The 21,940-nt window shown below is 46.9% G+C and carries 18 protein-coding genes and 1 pseudogene; 13 read left to right on the top strand and 6 right to left on the bottom strand.

Going from position 1 to position 21,940, the window contains the following annotated elements; genetic code table 11:
* Positions 1 to 225 precede the first annotated feature (225 nt).
* The 3 genes and pseudogenes from QMK20_RS16915 to QMK20_RS16905 form a co-directional block, all read right to left on the bottom strand.
* A pseudogene (locus QMK20_RS16915) lies at positions 226 to 2,077 on the bottom strand (ABC transporter ATP-binding protein).
* Positions 2,070 to 3,833 carry an ABC transporter ATP-binding protein gene (locus QMK20_RS16910; RefSeq protein ID WP_283652517.1) on the bottom strand — a complete coding sequence of 588 codons (1,764 nt, stop codon included), beginning with the start codon at positions 3,831 to 3,833 and terminating at the stop codon, positions 2,070 to 2,072. The pseudogene QMK20_RS16915 and the gene QMK20_RS16910 overlap by 8 nt, the downstream one beginning before the upstream one ends.
* A gap of 58 nt (positions 3,834 to 3,891) precedes the next feature.
* Positions 3,892 to 4,302, bottom strand: coding sequence for a MarR family winged helix-turn-helix transcriptional regulator (locus QMK20_RS16905; RefSeq protein WP_283652516.1), 411 nt, complete (start codon positions 4,300 to 4,302; stop codon positions 3,892 to 3,894).
* 230 nt (positions 4,303 to 4,532) lie between these two features.
* Between QMK20_RS16905 and pdxR the strand changes: the two genes are divergently transcribed.
* Positions 4,533 to 6,008, top strand: a complete 1,476-nt coding sequence (gene pdxR / locus QMK20_RS16900; RefSeq protein WP_283652515.1) for a MocR-like pyridoxine biosynthesis transcription factor PdxR — start codon at positions 4,533 to 4,535, stop codon at positions 6,006 to 6,008.
* Between the two features lie 87 nt (positions 6,009 to 6,095).
* Positions 6,096 to 6,338 carry a hypothetical protein gene (locus QMK20_RS16895; RefSeq protein ID WP_082067272.1) on the top strand — a complete coding sequence of 81 codons (243 nt, stop codon included), beginning with the start codon at positions 6,096 to 6,098 and terminating at the stop codon, positions 6,336 to 6,338.
* A gap of 62 nt (positions 6,339 to 6,400) precedes the next feature.
* On the opposite strand, the gene QMK20_RS16890 is transcribed toward QMK20_RS16895, so the two are convergent.
* Entirely contained in the window at positions 6,401 to 8,284 is a 1,884-nt protein-coding gene (locus tag QMK20_RS16890) for a S8 family peptidase (protein WP_283652514.1), read from the bottom strand.
* 187 nt (positions 8,285 to 8,471) lie between these two features.
* Here QMK20_RS16890 and QMK20_RS16885 point away from each other — a divergent pair, with 187 nt between their 5' ends.
* From QMK20_RS16885 to thiI, 6 genes are all read left to right on the top strand, one after another.
* Positions 8,472 to 8,978 carry a YpuI family protein gene (locus QMK20_RS16885; protein WP_044648202.1) on the top strand — a complete coding sequence of 169 codons (507 nt, stop codon included), beginning with the start codon at positions 8,472 to 8,474 and terminating at the stop codon, positions 8,976 to 8,978.
* A 186-nt stretch (positions 8,979 to 9,164) separates the two neighbouring features.
* The gene (locus QMK20_RS16880; protein ID WP_149093304.1) at positions 9,165 to 9,392 is read left to right on the top strand and encodes a DUF1540 domain-containing protein; all 228 of its coding nucleotides are present in this window, start codon (positions 9,165 to 9,167) and stop codon (positions 9,390 to 9,392) included.
* A gap of 45 nt (positions 9,393 to 9,437) precedes the next feature.
* Positions 9,438 to 9,833, top strand: a complete 396-nt coding sequence (locus QMK20_RS16875; RefSeq protein ID WP_283652513.1) for a hypothetical protein — start codon at positions 9,438 to 9,440, stop codon at positions 9,831 to 9,833.
* A gap of 224 nt (positions 9,834 to 10,057) precedes the next feature.
* The gene (locus tag QMK20_RS16870) at positions 10,058 to 10,753 is read left to right on the top strand and encodes a lytic transglycosylase domain-containing protein (RefSeq protein WP_283652512.1); all 696 of its coding nucleotides are present in this window, start codon (positions 10,058 to 10,060) and stop codon (positions 10,751 to 10,753) included.
* Positions 10,754 to 10,908: 155 nt separating this feature from the next.
* Positions 10,909 to 12,057 carry a cysteine desulfurase family protein gene (locus QMK20_RS16865; RefSeq protein WP_283652511.1) on the top strand — a complete coding sequence of 383 codons (1,149 nt, stop codon included), beginning with the start codon at positions 10,909 to 10,911 and terminating at the stop codon, positions 12,055 to 12,057.
* Between the two features lies 1 nt (position 12,058).
* Positions 12,059 to 13,285 (top strand): tRNA uracil 4-sulfurtransferase ThiI, encoded by a 1,227-nt coding sequence (gene thiI, locus QMK20_RS16860; protein WP_283652510.1) that lies wholly within the window; start codon positions 12,059 to 12,061, stop codon positions 13,283 to 13,285.
* Positions 13,286 to 13,385: 100 nt separating this feature from the next.
* Here thiI and QMK20_RS16855 read toward each other — a convergent pair whose 3' ends face one another.
* On the bottom strand, positions 13,386 to 14,072 hold the full coding sequence (locus tag QMK20_RS16855) for a TerC family protein (RefSeq protein ID WP_404518746.1): 687 nt from the start codon (positions 14,070 to 14,072) through the stop codon (positions 13,386 to 13,388).
* Positions 14,073 to 14,321: 249 nt separating this feature from the next.
* Between QMK20_RS16855 and QMK20_RS16850 the strand changes: the two genes are divergently transcribed.
* From QMK20_RS16850 to QMK20_RS16830, 5 genes are all read left to right on the top strand, one after another.
* On the top strand, positions 14,322 to 14,981 hold the full coding sequence (locus QMK20_RS16850) for a TerC family protein (RefSeq protein WP_283652508.1): 660 nt from the start codon (positions 14,322 to 14,324) through the stop codon (positions 14,979 to 14,981).
* Between the two features lie 113 nt (positions 14,982 to 15,094).
* Positions 15,095 to 15,586: a hypothetical protein gene (locus tag QMK20_RS16845; RefSeq protein ID WP_283652507.1), complete on the top strand. Its 492-nt coding sequence runs from the start codon at positions 15,095 to 15,097 to the stop codon at positions 15,584 to 15,586.
* Between the two features lie 294 nt (positions 15,587 to 15,880).
* The gene (gene typA, locus QMK20_RS16840) at positions 15,881 to 17,722 is read left to right on the top strand and encodes a translational GTPase TypA (protein WP_283652506.1); all 1,842 of its coding nucleotides are present in this window, start codon (positions 15,881 to 15,883) and stop codon (positions 17,720 to 17,722) included.
* Between the two features lie 124 nt (positions 17,723 to 17,846).
* Entirely contained in the window at positions 17,847 to 18,911 is a 1,065-nt protein-coding gene (locus QMK20_RS16835; RefSeq protein ID WP_283652505.1) for an LCP family protein, read from the top strand.
* 377 nt (positions 18,912 to 19,288) lie between these two features.
* Positions 19,289 to 20,620: a PhoH family protein gene (locus QMK20_RS16830; RefSeq protein ID WP_283652504.1), complete on the top strand. Its 1,332-nt coding sequence runs from the start codon at positions 19,289 to 19,291 to the stop codon at positions 20,618 to 20,620.
* Between the two features lie 142 nt (positions 20,621 to 20,762).
* Here the strand turns inward: QMK20_RS16830 and QMK20_RS16825 are convergent, their stop codons facing one another.
* Positions 20,763 to 21,851, bottom strand: coding sequence for a coiled-coil domain-containing protein (locus tag QMK20_RS16825; RefSeq protein WP_283652503.1), 1,089 nt, complete (start codon positions 21,849 to 21,851; stop codon positions 20,763 to 20,765).
* Positions 21,852 to 21,940 lie beyond the last annotated feature (89 nt).

Genomic DNA, 21,940 nt, shown 5'->3' with positions numbered 1-21,940 from the left:
GGAAAGCTGAAAAAATCCTGATCCCAAGAAAAAATTCGACCATACAAATCACTATCACTAAATCTTGCAATTATTCAGCGCAAGCTTGAAATGCTTGACAGCTTTTGAGCACACCAAAAACGTGTCTGGATCGCCCTTCGCAGCGATCATCCAGACACGTCTCTCTTTTACCTTGATATGCTATTAGTGGCTACTACCCTGTTTTTCAATAAGGACTGGTTATTATTAGGATGCATGTTCAAACTGACTGTTGTATAGATCGGCATAGAAGCCGCCTTTAGCCAGCAATTCCTTATGGTTACCTGTTTCGATAATGTCACCGTCCTTCATGACCAGAATCATATCGGCGTTCTTGATCGTCGAGAGGCGGTGGGCAATCACAAAGGAGGTTTTCCCTACGGTAAGCCGGTCCATCGCTTGTTGAATCAGCAATTCCGTACGCGTATCGACCGAGCTTGTGGCCTCATCTAGAATGAGCATGGGTGCATCTTCAATCATGGCTCTTGCAATGGTAATCAATTGCTTTTGACCAGCAGAGAGATTGGCTTTGTCGTCCAGCACCGTATTATAGCCCTGCGGCAGTGTTTTAAGGAAGCTGTGCAGCCCCACCGCTCTACATGCGGCTTCCACCTGTTCATCGGTAACATGCTCTTTGGAAAAGGCGATATTCTCACGGATCGTTCCTTCAAACAGCCAGGTATCCTGCAGCACCATACAGAATAATTCATGAATATTCTCACGTGTTAATTGGCTGATCGGGGTTCCGTCAATATAGATTTCTCCGCCGTTCAGCTCATAGAACCGCATGAGTAAATTCACGAGCGTCGTCTTACCGGCGCCTGTCGGACCAACAATGGCAATTTTCTGACCGGCTTCAGCTTTCATGGAGAAGTCTTTGATAATCATACGGTCTTCGTTATAACCGAAACGGACATGTTTGAATTCGACATCCCCTTTGGCGTTGTCCAGCTTCTTGGTCTTGTCGCTCTCATCCGCCAATTCTTCTTCACCCAGAAATTCGAATACACGTTCACTGGCGGCAGCCGCCGATTGCAGATTGGTTGCGGCCTGTGCCAACTGTGACAAGGGCTGTGTAAACAGACGAATATACACCATGAAGGCCACAATGGTTCCGATCGTTATAGCATGTTGGTTTACCAGCAAAGCGCCCACGACACAGACCGCGACATAACCGAAATTCCCGATGAACATCATAACCGGCATCATCAGGCCAGACATGAACTGGGACTTCCATGCATTTGTATATAAGCGGCTGTTAATGCCATGGAACTCTTCCTTGGCTGCTTTTTCTCCGTTATATACCTTGACTACGTTATGACCGGCATAGGTTTCTTCGATATGACCGTTGATCTGGCCCAAGTTCCGCTTGCTGTGCTACAAAATATTTCTGTGAATGCTTCATAATCACGGTCATCAGGGAAAAACCGATCAGCGTAGCTACAATCCCGGTAACGGTCATGATCCAGTTTGTATACAGCATCATAATCAAGGCGCCTACGAAGGTTGCCAGCGCGCTGACAAGCGTGCCGAGACTGTTGTTTAACGTTTGTCCGATGGTATCGACATCGTTGGTCACACGGCTGAGCACATTACCATAGCTCGTAGCATCAAAATATTTTAAAGGCATATGATTGATTTTTCGGGACAGCTCTGTCCGCATCTTCTTTGTAAGACGCTGTGACACAGTCGCCGTAATGAAGCCTTGGAAATAGTTAAAGATAAGACCAAGACCATACAAAAGTACCAAAACAAGAACAATTTTCTGGATAGCACTCACATCAACGCCTGTTACGATTCCTTCCTGGATCAGGTTGGCAATATCGCTGAGCTTACTCGGACCAATGACGTTGAAGGCGGAACCGACTAGGGCCAGCACCATAGAGAGTATAATGATGGGCACATAGGCCTTGATGTAGGATAAAAGCTGGCTGATGGTCTTTTTAAAATCATTAGCTTTTCCACCAGCACCCATGCCCCCCGCAGGACCTCCACCCATGGGACCTCGCTGTTTCGTTTTCATATGCTGGCTGTCGACGGTGTGTTCATTCTTATCCATGTACGAGTTCCTCCTTCGAAAGCTGCGAATAAGCGATCTCCTGATAGGTGCTGCAGTTCGCCATCAGCTCATCATGTGTGCCGCTTCCTACAACCTCACCCTGTTCCAGTACGATAATTCGGTCAGCGTCTTTAATGGTGCCTATGCGCTGAGCAACAATGAGTGTGGTAGCATGGTCAGTTTCTTTTTTGAGAGCCGAGCGCAGAATCCGGTCTGTTTTGTAGTCCAGTGCTGAAAAGGAATCATCGAAGATATAAATCTCCGGCTGACGGTAGATGGCACGCGCAATGGACAGACGCTGCTTTTGACCACCGGACACGTTAGCTCCACCTTGTGAAATCCGTCCCTGATACTGACCGTCCATTTTTTCGACAAACTCCGTGCTTTGGGCAATCCCTATGGCTGCTTTAACGAGTTTTTCCGAAGCTCCTTCTTTTCCGTTATTGCCATACGAAACGTTGGATGCCACCGTACCGCTGAAAAGCACGGCTCTTTGAGGGACATACCCGATTTTGTTATGGAGTGCCTGCTGCTTATAGTTTCTGACATTCACACCATCCACAAGCACCTCTCCCTCGGTCACATCGTAGAAACGGGGAATCAAATTGATTACGCTGGTTTTGCCGCTGCCTGTTGCGCCAATAAAGGCAACCGTCTCGCCCCGTTTCGCCGTAAAGCTAATGTTGCGAAGCACAGGCTCATCCGCGTCCGGATATTTGAAGCTGACATTACGGAATTCAACCTGACCCATAACGCCCTCTTCTCCAGCCGTCTCATGCCCGTTAACGATGCTGGATTCGGTATTCAATATCTCCATGATCCGTTTGGCAGAGATCGAAGCGCGAGGCATCAGGATGAATATCATACTTACCATCATAAAGGCCATGACCACCTGCATCGCATATGAGGAGAATACGACCATATTGGAGAACAGCGTAATGCGGTCCGGCACGGCCGCGCCGTTAATGAGGTAAGCGCCGATCCAATAGATAGAGACACTCAGACCCGACATAATAAAGGTCATACCCGGGCCAATCATCGTCATTAACCGGTTCGCAAACAGGTTTGTATTCGTCAATTCGACGTTGGCCTGCTCGAACTTCTGCTCCTGATACTGATCTGCATTATAAGCGCGCACCACCCGAAGTCCGGTCAGATGCTCACGTGTTACCTTGTTCAGATTATCGGTGAGACGCTGGATTCTCTGGAAACTTGGGAGAGCGAAAATAACAATGACACTCAGCATCAGGATCAGGGCAGCCACGGCCGCTCCAGTAGAGGCGGTCCACTGCCAGTTTTTATCCGCAATCTTCACAATGGCCCACACGGCCAGTATCGGTGCCTTGATGATCACCTGCAGCCCCAGCGCAACCACCGTTTGAATCTGGGTAACATCGTTCGTGGAGCGGGTGATGAGGCTTGCCGTCGAAAAGCTGTTCATCTCTTCCATCGAAAAGGATAGGGTCTTATCAAAGACCATCGCACGCAGACGCATGGCCAGCCCTGCCGCCACCTTCGCCGCGAAATAGCCGACAATAATAGATGCAATCATACTGCCGACGGCACACAACAGCATGTAACTGCCGGGAATCAGCAGTTCCGACATAGGCGTTCCTTCCGTTTGCAGCTTGGTCGTAATTTCCGCCATATAATCAGGCAGCTTCAGATCAAGCCATACCTGCACAACAATGAAAGCCAGGCTGCAAAGCACGAGCATCCATTCATTTTTCTTGAGATATTTGAATATCTTCAGCATTCTGTTGCTCTCCTTTTATCTGAAAATCTTAGGTGTTTGGTGCAATTTACATATGAATTCAACTTTTAGAGACAATAAGCTTAATGAGTCGGATAAATTCTTTGGCATCCTGTTCATCCAGCTTGCGGAGAATGCTCTCGGTCCATGCGATTCCTTCATTATACTTGTCAATCATAAATTGCTTGCCTGAATCCGTAATGAATACAATCACCTTACGTTTGTCGGTGACATCGGTATGGCGTACAACCAGACCTTTCTTCTCCAGGCTCTTCAGCGCCGTTGCTACCCGTCCCGTACTGACGGACAAGTATTCGCTCAAGTGGCCCGAGGTAACCCCGTCCTGATTGAAATTCAGACAGATGAGAATCCCCATTTCACCACGTGAGAAGTGTCCTCGTTCCTCTAATGCCGGTTTGCGCGATTTGACAACATACTCGAACAGTTCTTTCGCTAATATCTTATAATCCAATGGTCACAACACCTTCTAACTTTTATCTTATACTATAAGATAATAATGATGCCCGGGTAAAAAGTCAATTCGAGAAAATATGGAATAAAAGAAGCATCCATGACGGGAATACATTGAATGGGATCGATGATCTGGGAAAAAGAAGCTCGTTCGGCCGATTCGCGTCGTCTATCAAGTGATTGAATGTTACAATGGAAGCCAATGGTCAAGATCCTGGAGGGACGATTCCGATGCATATTGAACTCAGCCGCAATAGCAGTGTTAAATTATATTTACAGATTGCCAAAACATTGGCGGACCGTATCCAGTCAGGACTGCTGCCTCAGGGTACAAAGCTTCCCTCTGTCCGCCATTTGTCCAGTCTGCTTTCCGTTAGCCCTGTAACTGTAAGCAAGGCGTATGCGGAGCTGGAATCCATACATCTTGTGGTGTGTACACAGGGAAAGGGATGCTATGTAGCCGAACCTTCTGTGTCATTGCATCGTGAGGAAGCGCTGGATTTATCATGGCAAATGTCGCTGATTGATTACTTGCCGCGTGCACAGTTGTGGAGAAACTTTAATCATAGCCGTCAGGTTCCCTATTCATTTCATATTGCGGCAGTTCAGCCAGAGCTTCTTCCCACTCGTGAAATCATTGACGATACCCGACGTTTATCCTCCGAAGATCCCGATGCGATGGCTGTTTACGGCACCTTCGAAGGGGATGTAGAACTGAGGGAAGTATTTGCAGTTCACCTGAGCGAACGTGGAGTCCGTACTGAAGCAGAACATCTGCTTGTGACAAGCGGTGCCCAACAGGGGATTGATCTTGTGGCGCGTACGTTCGTTGGCCCTGGTGACGTCGTCTATATGGAGGCTCCTACGTATACGGGTGCGATTGATGTATTCACCAGCCGAGGTGCCAAGGTGGTCATGATTCCGATGGATGAGCAGGGCATGCGCATGGATATCCTGACACGCCTCTGTGACACTCATCCTCCAAAGCTGATCTATACGATACCTACCTTTCATAATCCCACTGGAACAACCTTAACGACGGTCAGACGCATGCAACTTCTGGATCTGGCGCAAAGTTATCATTGTCTGATCGTCGAAGATGATCCGTTTTCTGATCTGTACTACAAAACAAAGCCGCCGCTTTCCATCAAGGCGCATGATTTGTCCGGACATGTGATTTATATTAAAAGCTTCAGTAAAACCGTCGCTCCCGGCTGTCGCATCGCTTGTGTAGTGGCTACAGGAAGTGTGCTGGACCGCCTTGTGGCAGCCAAGTCAACTACGGATCTGGGAAGCCCTCTGTTGACGCAAAAAGCATTGTTACCTTTCATCAGGCATCGGCTGGATAACCATCTTGTCTCGTTAAGAGATCAAATGCAGGACCGTCTGACAACTGCTTTGCACACACTCCAACGCTTTGCCCCTGCAGAAGTCACCTGGCAAGCACCTGAGGGTGGTCTTAATATATGGATAAAACTCCCGCCTGTTGTTGATATCGCAGAGCTGGGACGATTAGCTGATCGGGAAGGCATATCTTTTTTACCCGGCGGGGTATGTTATGCAGGTGGTATGGAAAGTAATCATATTCGTATTTCCTTTTCATACACGGCCAAGGACACACTCGAAGCAGGATTGCGCAAGTTATGCCGCTTGCTGGGAGAACTGCTTGACCGCTCGGTCATCATGGAACGAAGGCCTATTTTGTAAGGATATTTGTAATAGGGGGTAATCATCCAATCACAGGGAGCCCCTTCGCAATATGCTGTACTAATTCACCGAAAGGAGTTGCACATTATGAGTCATTGCCCTAACGAACCGATCGTGTGCCCGCCGATCCAATTTGTAAATCATCAATTTTTCCCACAAGTGGTGCCTGTTATTCATCCGATTGAAATTATCAACCAAGCGCACATTATACCTGTACCACACCATGTATTCCCAGTGACTGTAAAAGACCCTTCTGATCCTTGCTGTCATACCCGCAGTCATACTCGCAGTAATGGCAAGCGTCAGGTACGTAGCAGCTCTAAGCGCTAAGGGATTACAAAAAAGCAGCCATGGAGCGTACATGGCTGCTTTTTGCCCAAACGGAAACTTTTTTACGTTTCCAGCATCTTCAAGAGAGATTTTATCTTGTCACCCAAATGCTGTGGATAAAACTGCAAAGGAACATACGGACGTTGAGCTGCTTTCAACGCCTTATATACATCGATTTGGCCATATCCGAAATATTTGTCATGCCCCGGTGTACCCAAATCAATCACGCTGTTTCTCATCAATTCCATGACCTCTTTGTTCGTCAGGTCGGGGTTGATGGAACGAACGAGGGCCGCAAGCGCTGATACATGCGGACTGGCCATTGAAGTGCCTGAGAGGGCAGCGTATTGGTTCCCCGGATACGTGCTTGCTATGCTTGCGCCGGGGGCCATAACGTCAACATAATCTCCGTAGTTGGAAAAGGAAGCACGGTGCATGGACGCGTCTGTGGCAGATACGGCAAATACTTCAGGATAGGCAGCGGGATAGCCAGGCCGTTCCGTATTATCATTTCCCGTGGCCGCGACTAATACAATATCCTTGTCATAGGCATATTTAATCGCATCGTGCAAAAATTCAGCTTGCGCATAATTGCCGAGGCTCAAATTAATGACCTTGGCTCCATGGTCTGCGGCCCATATAATGCCCTCTGCCACGGAATATGTGGTACCGGAGCCGGACTGATCGAGTACCTTGACTGGCATAACCTTGTTGTACCATGTCATGCCAGCAACACCCTCGCCGTTGTTCACAAGCGCGGAAATAATGCCGGCAACATGCGTTCCGTGACCGACGTCATCGTAAGGCTTTTCCTTCGGGCTGACTACGTTGTGTCCCGCTAGGATTTGGCCCTTTAGATCAGGATGGTCCATATCTACTCCCGTATCCACGACGGCTACGACTACGTTTTTGCTGCCTTTGGATAGCGCCCAGCCCCGGTTGGTTTCAGTGGCCGGCAGATTCCACTGATAGCGGGAAAAGAGCAGGTCATTCGGAATAGAGACATCCGACGCTTTTACGGGTGTTTTTTCATTAGTCAGATACATGTAGTGAGGTTCTGCATATATCGGGTTCCACTTCTGCGAGAAATATTGCTTTAGCTCTTTGAAGTTCATGTTATTCGAATGGAACACATACGTATAACCGAGCTTTCGGCCTGGCTCACAGTTCAAATCTGCTGCAATATCGCGTAATTGCCGTTGATCAGGATTTTGGCGGAAGCGAACGACGATTTCATTTTCAAAATAATGGCTCGCATTTTCATTGTCATGTCCCGTCTTGACAGTAATATCATGCAGTGTGTCGGGATGTACAGATTCGATTTTGTAGCTGCCTTCCTTCGGGTATGGGATCAGGCGCAGGTTTTTACGCTGATGCTTTTCCACGTCACGAAGCACTTGCTGGCTGACCAGCGCGGCAACGCCGTATGTCCCGTCAGTCGATGGCTCTGCCATGACAAAATATTTTCCATCCTCTGCCTGAAAAGCAGCGGACTCGTAAGATTTGTTTTGCAGGACGGAACGGCGAGCCGCAGCCAGGCTGTTTTTGACTTGAATGTGATTAAGCAGACGAGGTTGTGCCTTGCTGCCTGTGTAGGTAGTGCTCTTCCCGTCACGTGTATTGATCCATTGCAGTGTGTGAAGATGACTGTGCGACTGCTGAAGCTTGCGGGCAAAATGCTTTTTCTGATCATTAGTTTTATCATTCAGTTCTCGCATTACGTATTCAATATCCTGCCTCGCATCCATGCGAGTGATGGTATCCGTAGCGGACAAGTCCAAAGCCAACATTCCTTTTTTGAGCTGCTTTTCCTGCTGTGGCACCACTTTTGCCGTATATTCGGGCTGTGGTGTGTGGCGGTGATCTCGGGAAGGCAGCATCAGGGTGATGATAAGCACCCCGGCGGCTGCTCCGATCAGGGGTTTTAACCATTTTTGCCGAGACATGGGACCGTCCTCCTTGGGAGTTTATGAATTTATGGTTTAGCGTGAGAAGGTTGGCATGTTTTTATACCTTTCAATCCTTATTTGTGTTAGGATAAATACTGAAAATTATAGCTCTTTCGGTTAAGAAGGATCTATTTTCGGGTAACCAAATTGATGAAGAAGCAACAAATAAGGGGGAGCTGCATTAATGTCAGCAGTCAACGTACAAAAATTATGTGAGTCGGCGCAGGAGAAACTGAAATCTGCCGTGGAACGGGTGGAAGCATTCCTTAATGAGCATGCACTGCCGGAGCTGGCTGTGGATCGCAGTGAGGAGTCCGTACTCTTTTACAAAGGCTTTTTGTCGGATCTCCGCCATGTCCTTGTTTTTTCCGAAATATCTTATGAAAAGCTGGGTGTGGCTTTGCGCCGTGCCAACTTTGACGTCGATTTTGCGGAAAAGGCATTGTATAACGTTTACCATGACTGCGTGAACAGCTTTTTTTATCCCAAAAATGAATCTTACGCAGAGGATGGACGCTACGCTTATACGGGACAAGATGCTATACGCTTCCGTAAAACGCCAGTAACGCCCGCCCGCGAAGTGATCATGGACATTACGAAAAATTTTGAAGAATTGCGCGATGATCTTGCTTATTATGAAAGTGATTATTTGACTCAGCGCCGGATGCAGACTCGCCGTACACATGCGTAAGCATCTAGCCAGAGATTTTTTTAATTGAAAACAAAAACATATGAGACAAGCAAGCCGTTTCCTGTTTGCTTCCTGCCAGTTTGGAGGAGGTGCCGGAAACGGCTTTTTTCGTATGTCACCAACTGCCATATGCCGTGGCGCATAGGTGAACGCTACGGGGGAGACAATGAATCCGAGGTGATAATCATGAGCCAAGAGGCCAAGCCAATAGTCAAATGCAGCGTAGCCAATTGTCATTATTGGGGAGAAAACAACTTGTGCAAGGCAGATTTGATCATGATAGAAATTGACAGTCATGCAGGAAAAAAATTTGATGAAGAATATGCGGGTGAAAGCTTCAGCTCAGTTGAACGTGACCAGGCTGCAACATCTGCTGCAACCTGTTGCCACACTTTTAAACCAAAGTCCCTGTAAAAATTCATACCGCGAATCATTACGTATTTGGAGGTGCAGTGTATTATGGAGGATCATAAAACTGATAAGCATCAAGACCAAGAGCATTTTAGCCGTGAGCGTGTGGACTACCCCCGTCGCACTCAAGAGCGGTCTGCCAAGCGTCGCAATCACCGGGAGGAATATGCGGCTGAGGTAGCTCCAGGCTCACCAGCCGTGACTCGGCATGAGGACAAGGATGAGCAGCATGTCATAAGCCAAAGTGGACGTATCTCTGGCTATATCGGTCTAGCCGCAGGAATTGCTGCACTGTTTATGTGGTCTATTGTGCTGGGGCCTATTGCTGCAGTGTTGGGCTTTTTTGCTTATGTAAATGGTAACAAAACAACAGGTATTTGGTCGATTGGACTGGGTGCGCTGGCGACATTAAGTTACTTTGCTTTTATTCCGTTTGTTCGTTGATCTCGTGAAGGCACGAAAAGCCAGGTGATCGCTTGCTCTGTTCGAGTAAAATTATAAGCGATCTATTCTGTATTGACCCAGTACCATGAAGCTCCGCTGTCAATTCGACAGATGCGGAGCTTTTTTCCTTAAAAAGTATGGCAGTACATATCAAAACGTTGTATCATAAGCAGTAATGATAGGCTGTTTGGGATATAACAACTAAAGAAAGTTGGGAATGCCACATGCAAATAGATCCGCGCGTGTCCAAGGCCATAATAGATACGCAGTTGTTGAGTAATATAGGTTCCACAGCACAAACGGGTACAACGGACGCTTTTTCCGGATTACTTGAGCAGGCAGGGCAGTTGGAGACAGATGATGCTGCAGCTCGTGTAAATTCAGGGGACGTTACAAGGGATGAAAATGGGTTGCTCTGGCTTCAATTGGGACCATCGAGGGGAACGACTTCGCCATTGGCGGTATATCCTGCTTCCGGCACAGCAACCGATGGGCCGACCAAACCTACAGCTTATGATGATTTCATTAACGAGGCCAGCAATAAATACGGAGTTCCGGTGTCGCTGATTAAAGCAGTCATTGATACAGAATCTTCGTTTAACCCGCTTGTCACTTCTTCAGCTGGAGCCAAAGGGCTTATGCAGCTTATGGATGCTACGGCCCAAGGATTGGGAGTTAGCGATGCGTATGACCCTGCACAAAATATTGATGCCGGAGTTCGTTATTTGTCTTACCAGATTAAGCGTTTTAATGGACAGGAAAATATGGCCTTGGCAGCTTATAATGCAGGCCCCGGACGGGTACAGCGATTGGGCGTGAATAGTGACGAGCAGTTGATGGCTGTGCTGAACATGCTTCCGGTAGAAACGCAAAAGTATATTGCCAAAATTCAGAATGCACGTGAAAAATATACGTTTTAAGCCCTGTAGCTTATAAAGAAAAAAACAAAATTTTAATCAGACAGGTCCGCAGGTGGGATCAATATGGGGAAAGGGTGTCACTGTGTAATACAGTGGCCTTTCCCTGTTTTGGTCTTTTTTTGTTGTAGAGGTTGCAGGGCAGAAAGGGGAGTTTCATGAAATATTTTGATTATGCAGCGACAACTCCGCCTTTTGAAGAGGTGATTACGACGATTGCTGAGGTGATGAGACTCCACTACGGCAATCCGTCCTCAATGCATCGGTACGGGGAAGATGCGGATAAGCTGCTTAAGCGTTCCCGGGAGGTTTGTGCTACAGCTTTGGGGGTGCATCCGGCGGAGATTGTGTTCACATCCGGGGCAACGGAAAGCAACAATCTCGCTATTAAGGGAGTGGCCTTGCAGTATCAGGCCAGAGGCAAGCATATCGTTACGGTGTCAACGGAGCATCCGTCGGTGTATGAAGCTTGCAGACAGTTGGCAGAAATGGGCTTTGAGGTCACATCTCTGCCCGTTGATGCGGAAGGGCATGTCAGTGCCAAGCAGGTATGTGCAGCTATCCGTAAAGACACGATTTTAGTCAGCATTATGCATGTCAATAATGAGACGGGAAGGGTACAGCCGTTGCATGATATCGGAGTTGCGTTGAAGGAACAGTTCCCACGTGTACTGTTCCATGTTGATGGTGTGCAGGGCTATGGAAAGCTTCCGGTGAATATCCGGGGCTGGAAGGCTGATCTGTACAGCCTGTCCGCACATAAGCTGCGCGGTCCCAAAGGAGCCGGACTGCTTTTTGTTCGGGAAGGTCTGGAGCTTTTCTCGCTGCTTAGCGGAGGTTCCCAGGAGCAGGGATTTCGTGCAGGTACGGAAAATGTTCCGCTGCTTGTCGGTATGTCCAAGGCGGTCCGGCTGGCAGGAGAACGGCAAGCAGAGGCGGCGCAGCGTATGACTGCGTGGAGAGATCGGGTAGCCGCAGAAGTGAAGACGATTCCGCAATTGCGACTGAATAGCGGGCAGGAAGCGCCGCACATTGTCCATTTTTCGTATCCGGGTATGAAGGCAGAGGTGCTGCTGCATACGCTGGAGCAATTGGGCGTGGCAGTATCGACCAAATCGGCTTGTTCCTCCAAATTGGCCGAGCCTAGCCGGGTATTACTGGCGATGGGTCGCAATGAGGCGGAGGCGTCCGGCGGTATTCGGATCAGCTTCGGCGATGAACATACAGAACAGGATATTGACGAGCTTATTCTCGCGCTCCGTCAGGCTGTGGCGCAATTGGAATCCCTTGAAAGGTGGAAACGTTAAAATGCACTATGATATGCTGTTGCTTCGCTTTGGCGAATTTACATTGAAAGGGAAAAACCGCGCCCGTTTTGAAAAAGCGGTACTGAATCACGTGAAACTGTTGCTCAAGCCGTTTCCCGGCGCTTCTCTGCGTAAGGAATTTGGACGGATTTATGTAGTTCTTGGGGGAGAGTCTTATGAGCAGATCATCCAAGTATTGCAAAAGGTGTTTGGTATCACAACCATCAGTCCTGTTAAAATGGCTCCTGTTGAGCTTGACACGATTATTGAGACCGCTGTAGCCTTGATGCGTGAGTTGAATCCGACGGAAGGAACGACTTTCAAGGTAAATGCTCGCAGGGTGTGGAAAGGATTTGCCCATTCCTCTCATGAGATGAATCATTTGATTGGTTCGCCGATACTGCGCGGGTTTCCAGTGTTAAAGGTCGATGTCCGTCAACCGGATATCGAGCTACGGGTGGAAGTCAGAGAGCAGGCGGCTTATATATTTAGCGATATTATTACGGCTGTAGGAGGCTATCCGTTAGGTACAAACGGCAAAGCTATGCTGCTGCTCTCGGGCGGAATCGACAGTCCGGTAGCGGGATGGTCCTCCATGCGCAGAGGATTGGAAATCGAATGCGTCCATTTTTACAGCTATCCGTTTACGAGCGAGCGTGCGAAAGAAAAGGTTATTGACTTGGCGAGGGTATTGGCGGGTTACGCGGGACGCATCAAGATTCATCTCGTACCTTTTACGGAGGTGCAGACGGCTTTTACACGCACTGGACAGGATAATCTAATCATCACGCTGATGAGACGGTCCATGCTGCGTATTGCTACGATGCTGGCGGAGCGTGAAGGCGCGCCGGCGCTTGTGACGGGTGACAGTCTCGGCCAAGTAGCCAGCCAAACTTTATCGAGCATGAATGTGATTGGGCGTTCGACGGAATTACCGTTGCTGCGTCCTCTGGTGATGATGGATAAACAGGAAATTACGGAAATAGCCAAGCAAATCGGCACATACGATCTATCTATCCTGCCGTATGAGGATTGCTGCACATTGTTTGTTCCCAAATCCCCAACGACCAATCCTAATTTATGGGTTGTTCAAAAGATCGAAGCCTCTATTCGGGATTTAAATACTTTGATTGAGCAGGCCGTGGCTATAACGGAGACTGTTGTTCTTGAGGCAGATGGGGCTATAGAGGGACGTAAAGAGGAAGTTGTGCAAGAGGATTGGTTTTAAAATCTTTTAAGATGCTACGCTTAGCGGTATATAAAAAGGCAGATCCATCGACTAAAGTCGGGTCTGCCTTGTCTATAGATGTATGAGTTTTTTCTTAAAATTATTTCAAAACCGCTTTTTTTCGGCTGGATATGGCTCTGCGGTTTTGAAGATAGCCTGTGAGCAGAATACCAGCCATCACTGTGGCAACAAACAGGATACGCAGTGCGGGGTGCTCGGTAAAGTATGGCTCCAGCTTGCGTTCCTCGGTAATCATATTGGAGGCAGTATAGCCAAGCACAGCCGAGCCCAAATAGATGATCCAGGGAAATTTGTTAATAAGCTTGATGAAAAGAGTACTTCCCCATACGACAATCGGCACGCTGATCAGCAGACCGAGTACCACCAGTATCAAATGCTGTTGGGCAGCGCCTGCGACGGCAATTACGTTGTCCAGCCCCATGGCTGCATCGGCTACAACGATGGTGCGGATAGCCCCCCATAAAGTCGTGCCGGCTTTGACTTCGGCGTGATCCTCCTGATCTACCAGCAGCTTATATGCGATCCAGATCAGCATTACACCCCCGACGAGTAACAGCCACGGCACTTGAAGCAGCCAAAGCACCACAATCGTGGCGGCTATACGAATGAGTAGAGCACCTCCGGTACCATACAGTATCGCTTTTTTTTGCGTTTCGGGCGGAAGCTTTCGGGCGGCAAGTCCAATTACAATAGCGTTATCTCCTGCAAGCAGAAGGTCAATAAATATCACATTAAGCAGTAGCCCAAAAAACTGAAATCCGGACATGTCAATCGTTCTCATCTCCCTGATTAAACAACCTAAGTTCAGTATGCTCTGTTTATGATTAATACCCGTTTTTCGGAAATACGATTCATTATATTGCTGTTTGCTACTGATTTCAAGGATTATGCTCAACAAATCTGGTATTGATTTTTAATAAATTATGGCTATTGATGAATGAAATGATTAGATTCCAAGTACACAGCATAGCCTCGTCCTATTTCGCATACAAGTAGCATGGGGGTGTTTGTACACATGGAGCATATCATTTTGCTGTTGAAAATATTAATGATCAATTTGGTGTTAAGCGGTGATAATGCGGTTGTTATAGCCATGGCGAGCAAAAACTTGCCTGCAAGGCAGCGGAGCCAAGCAATATGGTGGGGAGCGCTCGCCGCAGTTGTCCTGCGCTGTGTGTTGACTTTTGCAGCTGTCCTTTTGCTAGGCATACCCTTTATTCAGGCGGCGGGCGGTCTGCTTCTGTTATGGATTGCGTTTAAGCTGCTTTATGAGAATAACGATAATGTGGGAGTAAGAGCAGAAACAAGCATATGGAAGGCTATACAGGTGATTCTGGTAGCGGATTTTGTGATGAGTCTGGATAATGTATTGGCTATTGCAGCACTTGCAAATGGGGATATTGCCATCATTGTCATCGGTATTGCAATTAGCATTCCAATTGTGGTGTGGGGGAGCAACGTTATTGCAGTCTGGCTTCACCGTTTCCCTGTACTTGTTTTACTCGGATCTGCAATATTGGCTTTCACGGCAGGTGAAATGCTACTGCGTGATCCCAGACTGGGAGCGTGGTTAGCCGGGCCTGGGGAAGTTTTACATTCATGGTTGCCGGGATTGCTGGCCGCCGCAGTTGTAATTGCAGGAATATTCCAGCAGTTGCAAGCCCGCCGTATTTGAACGTAGTTTTTTTGGAAAACATCGGCTAAACTAGACATAGAGCTTTTGCAAACGCCGGGGAATCTACTCGGTTTTTGTAACACTATAAAATCCAGCAAATAAAGGAGACCACGATGAATTCCGGAAAAGAGCGTATGATCGGATTGGGCATCATTGCCGTAGGACTGATTATTTTGTTGGGAAAACTGGGGGTCTTCTCCTTTTTGGGACAAAACTTCTGGCCCTTGCTGATTTTAATACCTGGTATTATATTGCATGCGATGTACATGATGCGTAAGGTTTCTCCCATTATGCTGCTGCCGGCCGGGATTTTGTCGGTGTACGGTTTTTTATTTTTTCTCTGTAATACATGGGGCTGGCATCTGATGGCCTATCTATGGCCTTTGTTACTGCTGGGTGTGGCAGTTGGATTATGGGAATACGCTATTAATGATATAACGCTGCCTCGCACTGTATATACAGGGAGCATGATTTTGGGACTCGTTTCGGTACTTCTACTGATTATTAGCATGTTGAGGACCGGAATGATTTATGTTGTTGCAGTTGTATTGATCGGTGCAGGGATATGGCTGATGGTTAACAATCGTACCAAACGTAAATGGTGAAACGACAAGCAGTGCAAAATTTATGGCGGTAAATTACGGAACAGCCAATAATGTCTTGCTTTATGACATATTTCAACTATAATATAATGGATATGATAAGAGCGTCGGAATGTTTTCTGACGCTTATTTTAAGGTTTTCACGCGAATCGGAAAGAGAAGCTGCCTGCACAAAGCCTGAAATATACAGAGGGTTAGCAGGGAGCGGGCCTGAAGAACGATTGTTAGCCTTGGATAAGCATTACTTTCAGGATAGAGACACTATTTTGATATACGGAAAGGATATGGATACAAACCATGCATGCAAGAGAGAACATTCGCAATATTGCAATTATTGCCCACGTCGACCACGGCAAAACGACGCTTGTCGACAAGCTTCTTCAACAGTCCGGAACATTTAGAGACCACGAGGCTGTTCAGGAGCGCGCCATGGACTCCAACGATCTGGAGCGTGAACGCGGTATTACGATTTTGGCAAAAAATACAGCTATTACGTACAAAGATTATCTGATTAACATTGTGGATACACCGGGACACGCCGACTTTGGCGGCGAAGTGGAACGGATTATGAAAATGGTTGACGGTGTTTTGCTCGTCGTTGATGCTTACGAAGGTTGTATGCCGCAGACTAAATTCGTACTGCGTAAAGCGTTGGAGCAAAACCTGACGCCAATCGTTGTTGTTAACAAAATTGACCGTCCGGCAGCTCGTCCAGCCGAAGTTATTGACGAAGTACTCGATCTGTTCATCGAGTTGGGTGCGAGTGATGAGCAGTTGGAATTCCCTGTTGTTTATGCTTCAGCACTGAACGGAACATCCAGTTTGGACGCCGAAAAGCAAGATGATAACATGCAGGCATTGTACGAAACCGTTGTGGATCACATCCCAGCTCCAACGGAGAAAATAGATGAGCCTCTTCAATTCCTCGTAACACTGATGGACTATAACGAATATCTTGGCCGCATTGCAGTTGGTCGTGTAAACCGCGGTATTATCAAGCAGGGACAAGCGGTTACGGTTATGCAGCGTGACGGCAGCAGCAAATCAGCGCGTATTGAGAAGCTGTTCGGTTTCCAAGGTCTGAAACGGATTGAAACCGATCAAGCGGGCGCTGGTGACATTGTGGCTATTGCAGGGATCAAGGATATTAACATCGGAGAAACGATTGCCGATCCAAACCATCCTGAAGCTTTACCTGTACTCAAGATTGATGAGCCAACGCTGCAAATGACCTTCCTGGTTAATAACAGCCCATTCGCAGGTCGCGAAGGTAAATGGATCACATCCCGTAAACTCCGCGAACGTCTTCTGAAAGAACTCGAAACTGATGTCAGCTTGCGTGTCGATGAAACCGACAGTCCTGACGCATTTATCGTATCCGGACGTGGTGAGTTGCATCTGGGTATCCTGATTGAAAACATGCGTCGTGAAGGTTATGAACTGCAAGTGTCCAAACCGGAAGTAATCGTGAAGGAAATCGATGGCAAGAAAATGGAGCCAATCGAACGTCTCCTCATTGATATTCCTGAAGAAAGCATGGGCGCAGTTATGGAAAGTCTGGGTTCCCGCAAAGCTGAAATGGTCAACATGATCAACAACGGCACCGGACAGGTTCGTCTGGAATTCCTGATTCCTGCACGTGGTCTGATTGGTTACACTACGAACTTCCTGACTTTGACTCGTGGCTATGGCGTAATGAACCATGCGTTTGACAGCTATGGTCCATTTGTTGGTGGTCAAGTCGGTGGACGTCATCAAGGCGTACTTATTTCGACGGAAAATGGAAGCACTACATTCTATGGAATGATGGGTGTAGAGGATCGCGGTATTCTGTTCCTGGAGCCGGGTACTGAGATTTATGAAGGTATGGTCGTCGGAGAGCATACACGTGATAACGATATCGTTGTTAACATTTGTAAAGAGAAGCAATTGACGAACGTCCGCTCCGCAACAAAAGACGATACCGTAAAACTTAAAACGCCTCGTATCTTCTCTTTGGAACAGGCGCTCGAGTATTTGAATGATGATGAGTATTGTGAAGTTACACCTAATGCTATTCGTTTGCGCAAAAAGATTTTGAACAAAAGTGAGCGCGAGCGTGCAGAAAAACAGCGTAAAACAGCACAAGCAAATTCGTAATTGATTGGATTGGTTTTGGCCACAGCGGCGACGCCCGGCAACGGGATGCGCCGCTGTATCTGTTTTAGGATTGTAAACTTGGAGAAAGTTTTATTTCTAAAAACGCAGGAAAAGGTGTTGAAGCATGAGTAATCTTTCTAACGGATTGCCTCCCCGGACACAAAGCGGGAAAAAATCCGCCAAACCGAAAAAAACGAAAAAGAAAAAAAGCTTTTTCAGATCGTTTATGAAGTTTGTTCTGTTTCTGCTCATTATAGGTATCTTGGCGGCTGGCGGTTATGCCTATTACCTATACAATCAGGTAGAGGAAGTTTTGGATACGGGGATCAATAAGGAAGTGCCCAAAACACAATTGGCCGAGGCCAAGCCTTTGACCATTTTGTTGCTTGGAACGGATTACCGCCCTGATCATCCAACTTATTTGTCGGACGTTATTATGGTAGCTACACTGAATCCGAATACCAAGTCATCTACAATCGTGTCGTTGCCGAGGGATACGCGACTGGAACTGGATGGATATAAACCTCGTAAGCTGAATGAGTACTATCCGGTGTTCAAGGCCAGAGAGAAAGAGTCTGGTGAAGTCGCTGAAGAGCAAATGAAGAAGATGGTCGGCAAATATTTGAATATTGACATCGATTATGTGACGGTTATTAACTTCCAGGGCTTCAGAGATGTTGTGGATAATTTAGGTGGCGTAGATGTTACGGTCGACAAAAATATGTGTTACCGTGACAGTGCAGATGGTACTAACATTAACTTGAAGGCTGGAGCACAACATTTGAACGGTGATCAGGCCCTTGATTTTGTTCGTTACCGTAAATCAAACTGTCGCCCGAGAACAGCTGAATCTGATGATTTTGATCGCAACCGTCGACAAAATCAGGTGCTTCATTCCTTAATTGACCAAATGCAGTCCTTCAGTGCTCTAAGTAAATTCAGTGCAATTATTAAATCTGTTGATAAGAATTTGATGACAGATATTGAATCTCAGCAAATGAAAAATCTCGTACAGACCTATTGGAATATTTCCAAGCAAAATGTGAAATACAATCCGGTAGCAGGAACATGGCGCAGTCCTTATGTCTATATTGATGAGAAACAGCTTGAACTGGCCAGACAATCCTTGCAAGAGGAGCTATCAAAAAAAGCGAGCGACAATAATACTGTCTCTTCTTCCAATTCTTGAGTGTGTATCTTTCTTCCCTCTTATGTTATACTCGCAGCGAGTAAAAGCTCTATTGCATAAGGGGGGTTGAGGTATGTCTGAATGGGTAGCACGCCAAGTATATGGTTTTGACATTCATACCCGTTTGCTGTCTAAGGTTGTTAGCTTTTTCTGTAATGAAATGAATGAAATAAGTAAGGTCCAGTGAGTGATCACTGGGCCTTTTGTGTCTGATCCAAAGGTGTACAGGCTCTAAGGCTCTAATTACCTACCAACTTTTCGTTGTTTAACGCTGCTGCTGGGGTCTTTTTTCAGGGAATCAGCAAGTATTGGCTACCCGGTGAATAGGTATAGGTATGAAACACGAGATTGTCCACGCCGCTTTGGAGGGGATCTAAATGAAGAAAATTTTTGTGCTGGATACGAATGTGCTACTGCATGATCCGAAAGCCATCTTTACCTTCAAAGAACATGAAGTGGTTATTCCAGCTGTTGTTCTGGAAGAAATCGACTCCAAAAAACGCAACGCGGATGAGATTGGACGGAATGCCCGCAACGTATCACGATTGCTGGACGGGTTGAGGAAAGTAGGACATCTGCACAGCGGTGTTCCGCTTCCGCAAGGTGGGAGGCTCAAGGTTGAATTAAATCATCGGAGCTTTTTGAAAGTTCAGGAGATGTTCGGGGAAGTTTCGAACGATAATCGAATTTTGGCGGTCGCCTTGAATTATCAGTTGGAGGAGCAGGAACTGCCTGAACCGCGTTCGGTGGTGCTGGTTAGTAAAGATGTGCTGGTGAGAATCAAGGCAGATGTGTTGGGACTGCTGACCGAAGACTATTTATCCGACAGAACCGGTGATCTGAGTGAGCTATATCCCGGGTACTCGGCAATTCAGGTGCATCCGTCCATCATAGATGAGTTTTATTCCAATCGTTTTTTACCGATTAAGCCATTGGAGCTGTCTTATACGCTATATCCTCATGAATTCGTTATTCTAAAGGACGAGATGGGGACTGGAAAATCAGCATTGCTGAAAGTAAACCAGGAAGCAGACCGATTAGAGCCTCTGTATTTAAGCAATGAACCTGTGTGGGGGATCAGTGCGCGTAATGCCCAACAGCGGATGGCGCTGGAGCTATTGCTTAATGACGATATACCGCTGGTGACGATTACCGGAAAAGCAGGTACAGGCAAAACGTTGCTGGCGCTCGCTGCTGGTCTGCTCAAGGTAGAGGATGAACATCGCTTCAAGAAGCTGCTAATCGCCCGTCCTGTCGTTCCTATGGGCAAGGATATCGGTTATTTACCGGGAGAAAAGGAAGAAAAGCTTCGTCCGTGGATGCAACCGATTTACGACAATCTGGAATATTTGTTTGATACCAAAAAATCAGGCGATATTGATAAAATTTTGATGGGCTTGGGCAGCATTCAGGTGGAGGCGCTCACTTATATTCGCGGGCGTTCAATACCTGGACAATTTATTATTATTGATGAGGCACAGAATTTGTCGCGGCATGAAATCAAAACAATCGTGTCCCGTGTAGGTGAGGGGAGTAAAATCATCTTGATGGGAGACCCGGAGCAAATTGATCACCCCTATCTGGATGCTGCCAGTAACGGCTTGACGTATGTAGTAGAACGCTTCAAGCAGGAAGGGATTAGCGGGCATATCATGCTGGAAAAAGGAGAGCGCTCCAAGCTGGCGCAGTTGGCAGCCGATCTGCTGTAGAAGCTCATATCACTACCCCATGATAAGGATGTTTATATACTGCGTAGTATTTGTTGTAAATAAGAAGACCTCGGGAACATCCCGGGGTCTCTTATTTTTGTCCATGTATTATTTATGATAGCAATACAAGGGTGTCAAAGCCTTACTTCAGGCTCAATTCGAGCTTAACCTCAAGTACTCCGGCTATGGTGCGTACCTCTGTAGCTTTGACATAAGAAATGAGTTGCTGCGGATAGAAGCCTAGATCAAAATCCTTTTCCAGCTTGTTACGGGTCGTATCTGGTAGCTCCAGCCCGTTAAAGACCAGGCGATCCACATGGAATAAAATTGCATTTTGTGGTTCATTCTCTACCGTGTAGTGCCCCTCTACCCTTAATTTCATGGTGCCCTGTTGGCCTTCTACAACAATACGATCCTGCCCGAAGGAAAAGTTGAAGTGATTAAATAATTCATTTTCCGATTTCAGAAAACGGTTAAAATCATCCTCACGTATGCTTATCGTAATGACTTTGCCGTTTGTAATCATGGCTCCTTGCTGTTGTTGAATAAATTGAGGCAAATCCTGCATCGCTTGAGCCAGCGCTTTAAAATGCTTGTTCACCTCGTAGACGCCTACATTCTCCCAATAAGCTGTCATTTCGCCAATCAGCTTGCGTAGAGTATCCGGGTCCTTGCTGGCGTTAACACCGTCATTTACACGCGCCTGAAGCAGGACAATACGCTTACGTTGTTCCAGCAGGTTTGTTTTGACGGTTTCCAAATCTGATGAAGCCCGGGTGACCTGTTCTTCTGTTTTTCGCATATTCCGATAATTGGACTCGTATTCTTGAAGTACATCCTGATCGTGGCTAATCAGCAACAAGTAGTAATCGTACAGGGAGAGAAGCTGTTTTAGACTTTTGGCACCCAGTACTACACTGAGCAGCTTGTCCCTTTCACCCATATAATAGGAGCGCAGCACAGAACCCGCGCGTTTCCTTTGCATAGTCATCTGTTCCTGCTGAGTGGCAAGATTGCTCCTGAGTTCCTGCTGACGTTGTAAAAGCATCTGCTGTTCATGGCTGATCCGCTCAATTTCATGATCAATCTCGACGATTGACAGACTATCCTGCAAAATCCGGTTTGCCTCTTCTGAAGGAGCTCCCAGAACAGGATGTGCTGACATGGAGGTCCAAATCATAATGATGGTCAGCAGAACACAACTTATCATTTTTAGAGTGGGTCTGATCATTGGTTTTCCCCTTTTGTGTATTACCGAAAAAAGTCTAACAGTAATATATATGTGCCTTTCTTATTCTTTAACCATTTCATTTATTGTAC

Source organism: Paenibacillus sp. RC334, from assembly GCF_030034735.1.
GTDB lineage: Bacteria > Bacillota > Bacilli > Paenibacillales > Paenibacillaceae > Paenibacillus > Paenibacillus terrae_A.
This window is presented reverse-complemented; position numbering and strand designations above follow the sequence as displayed.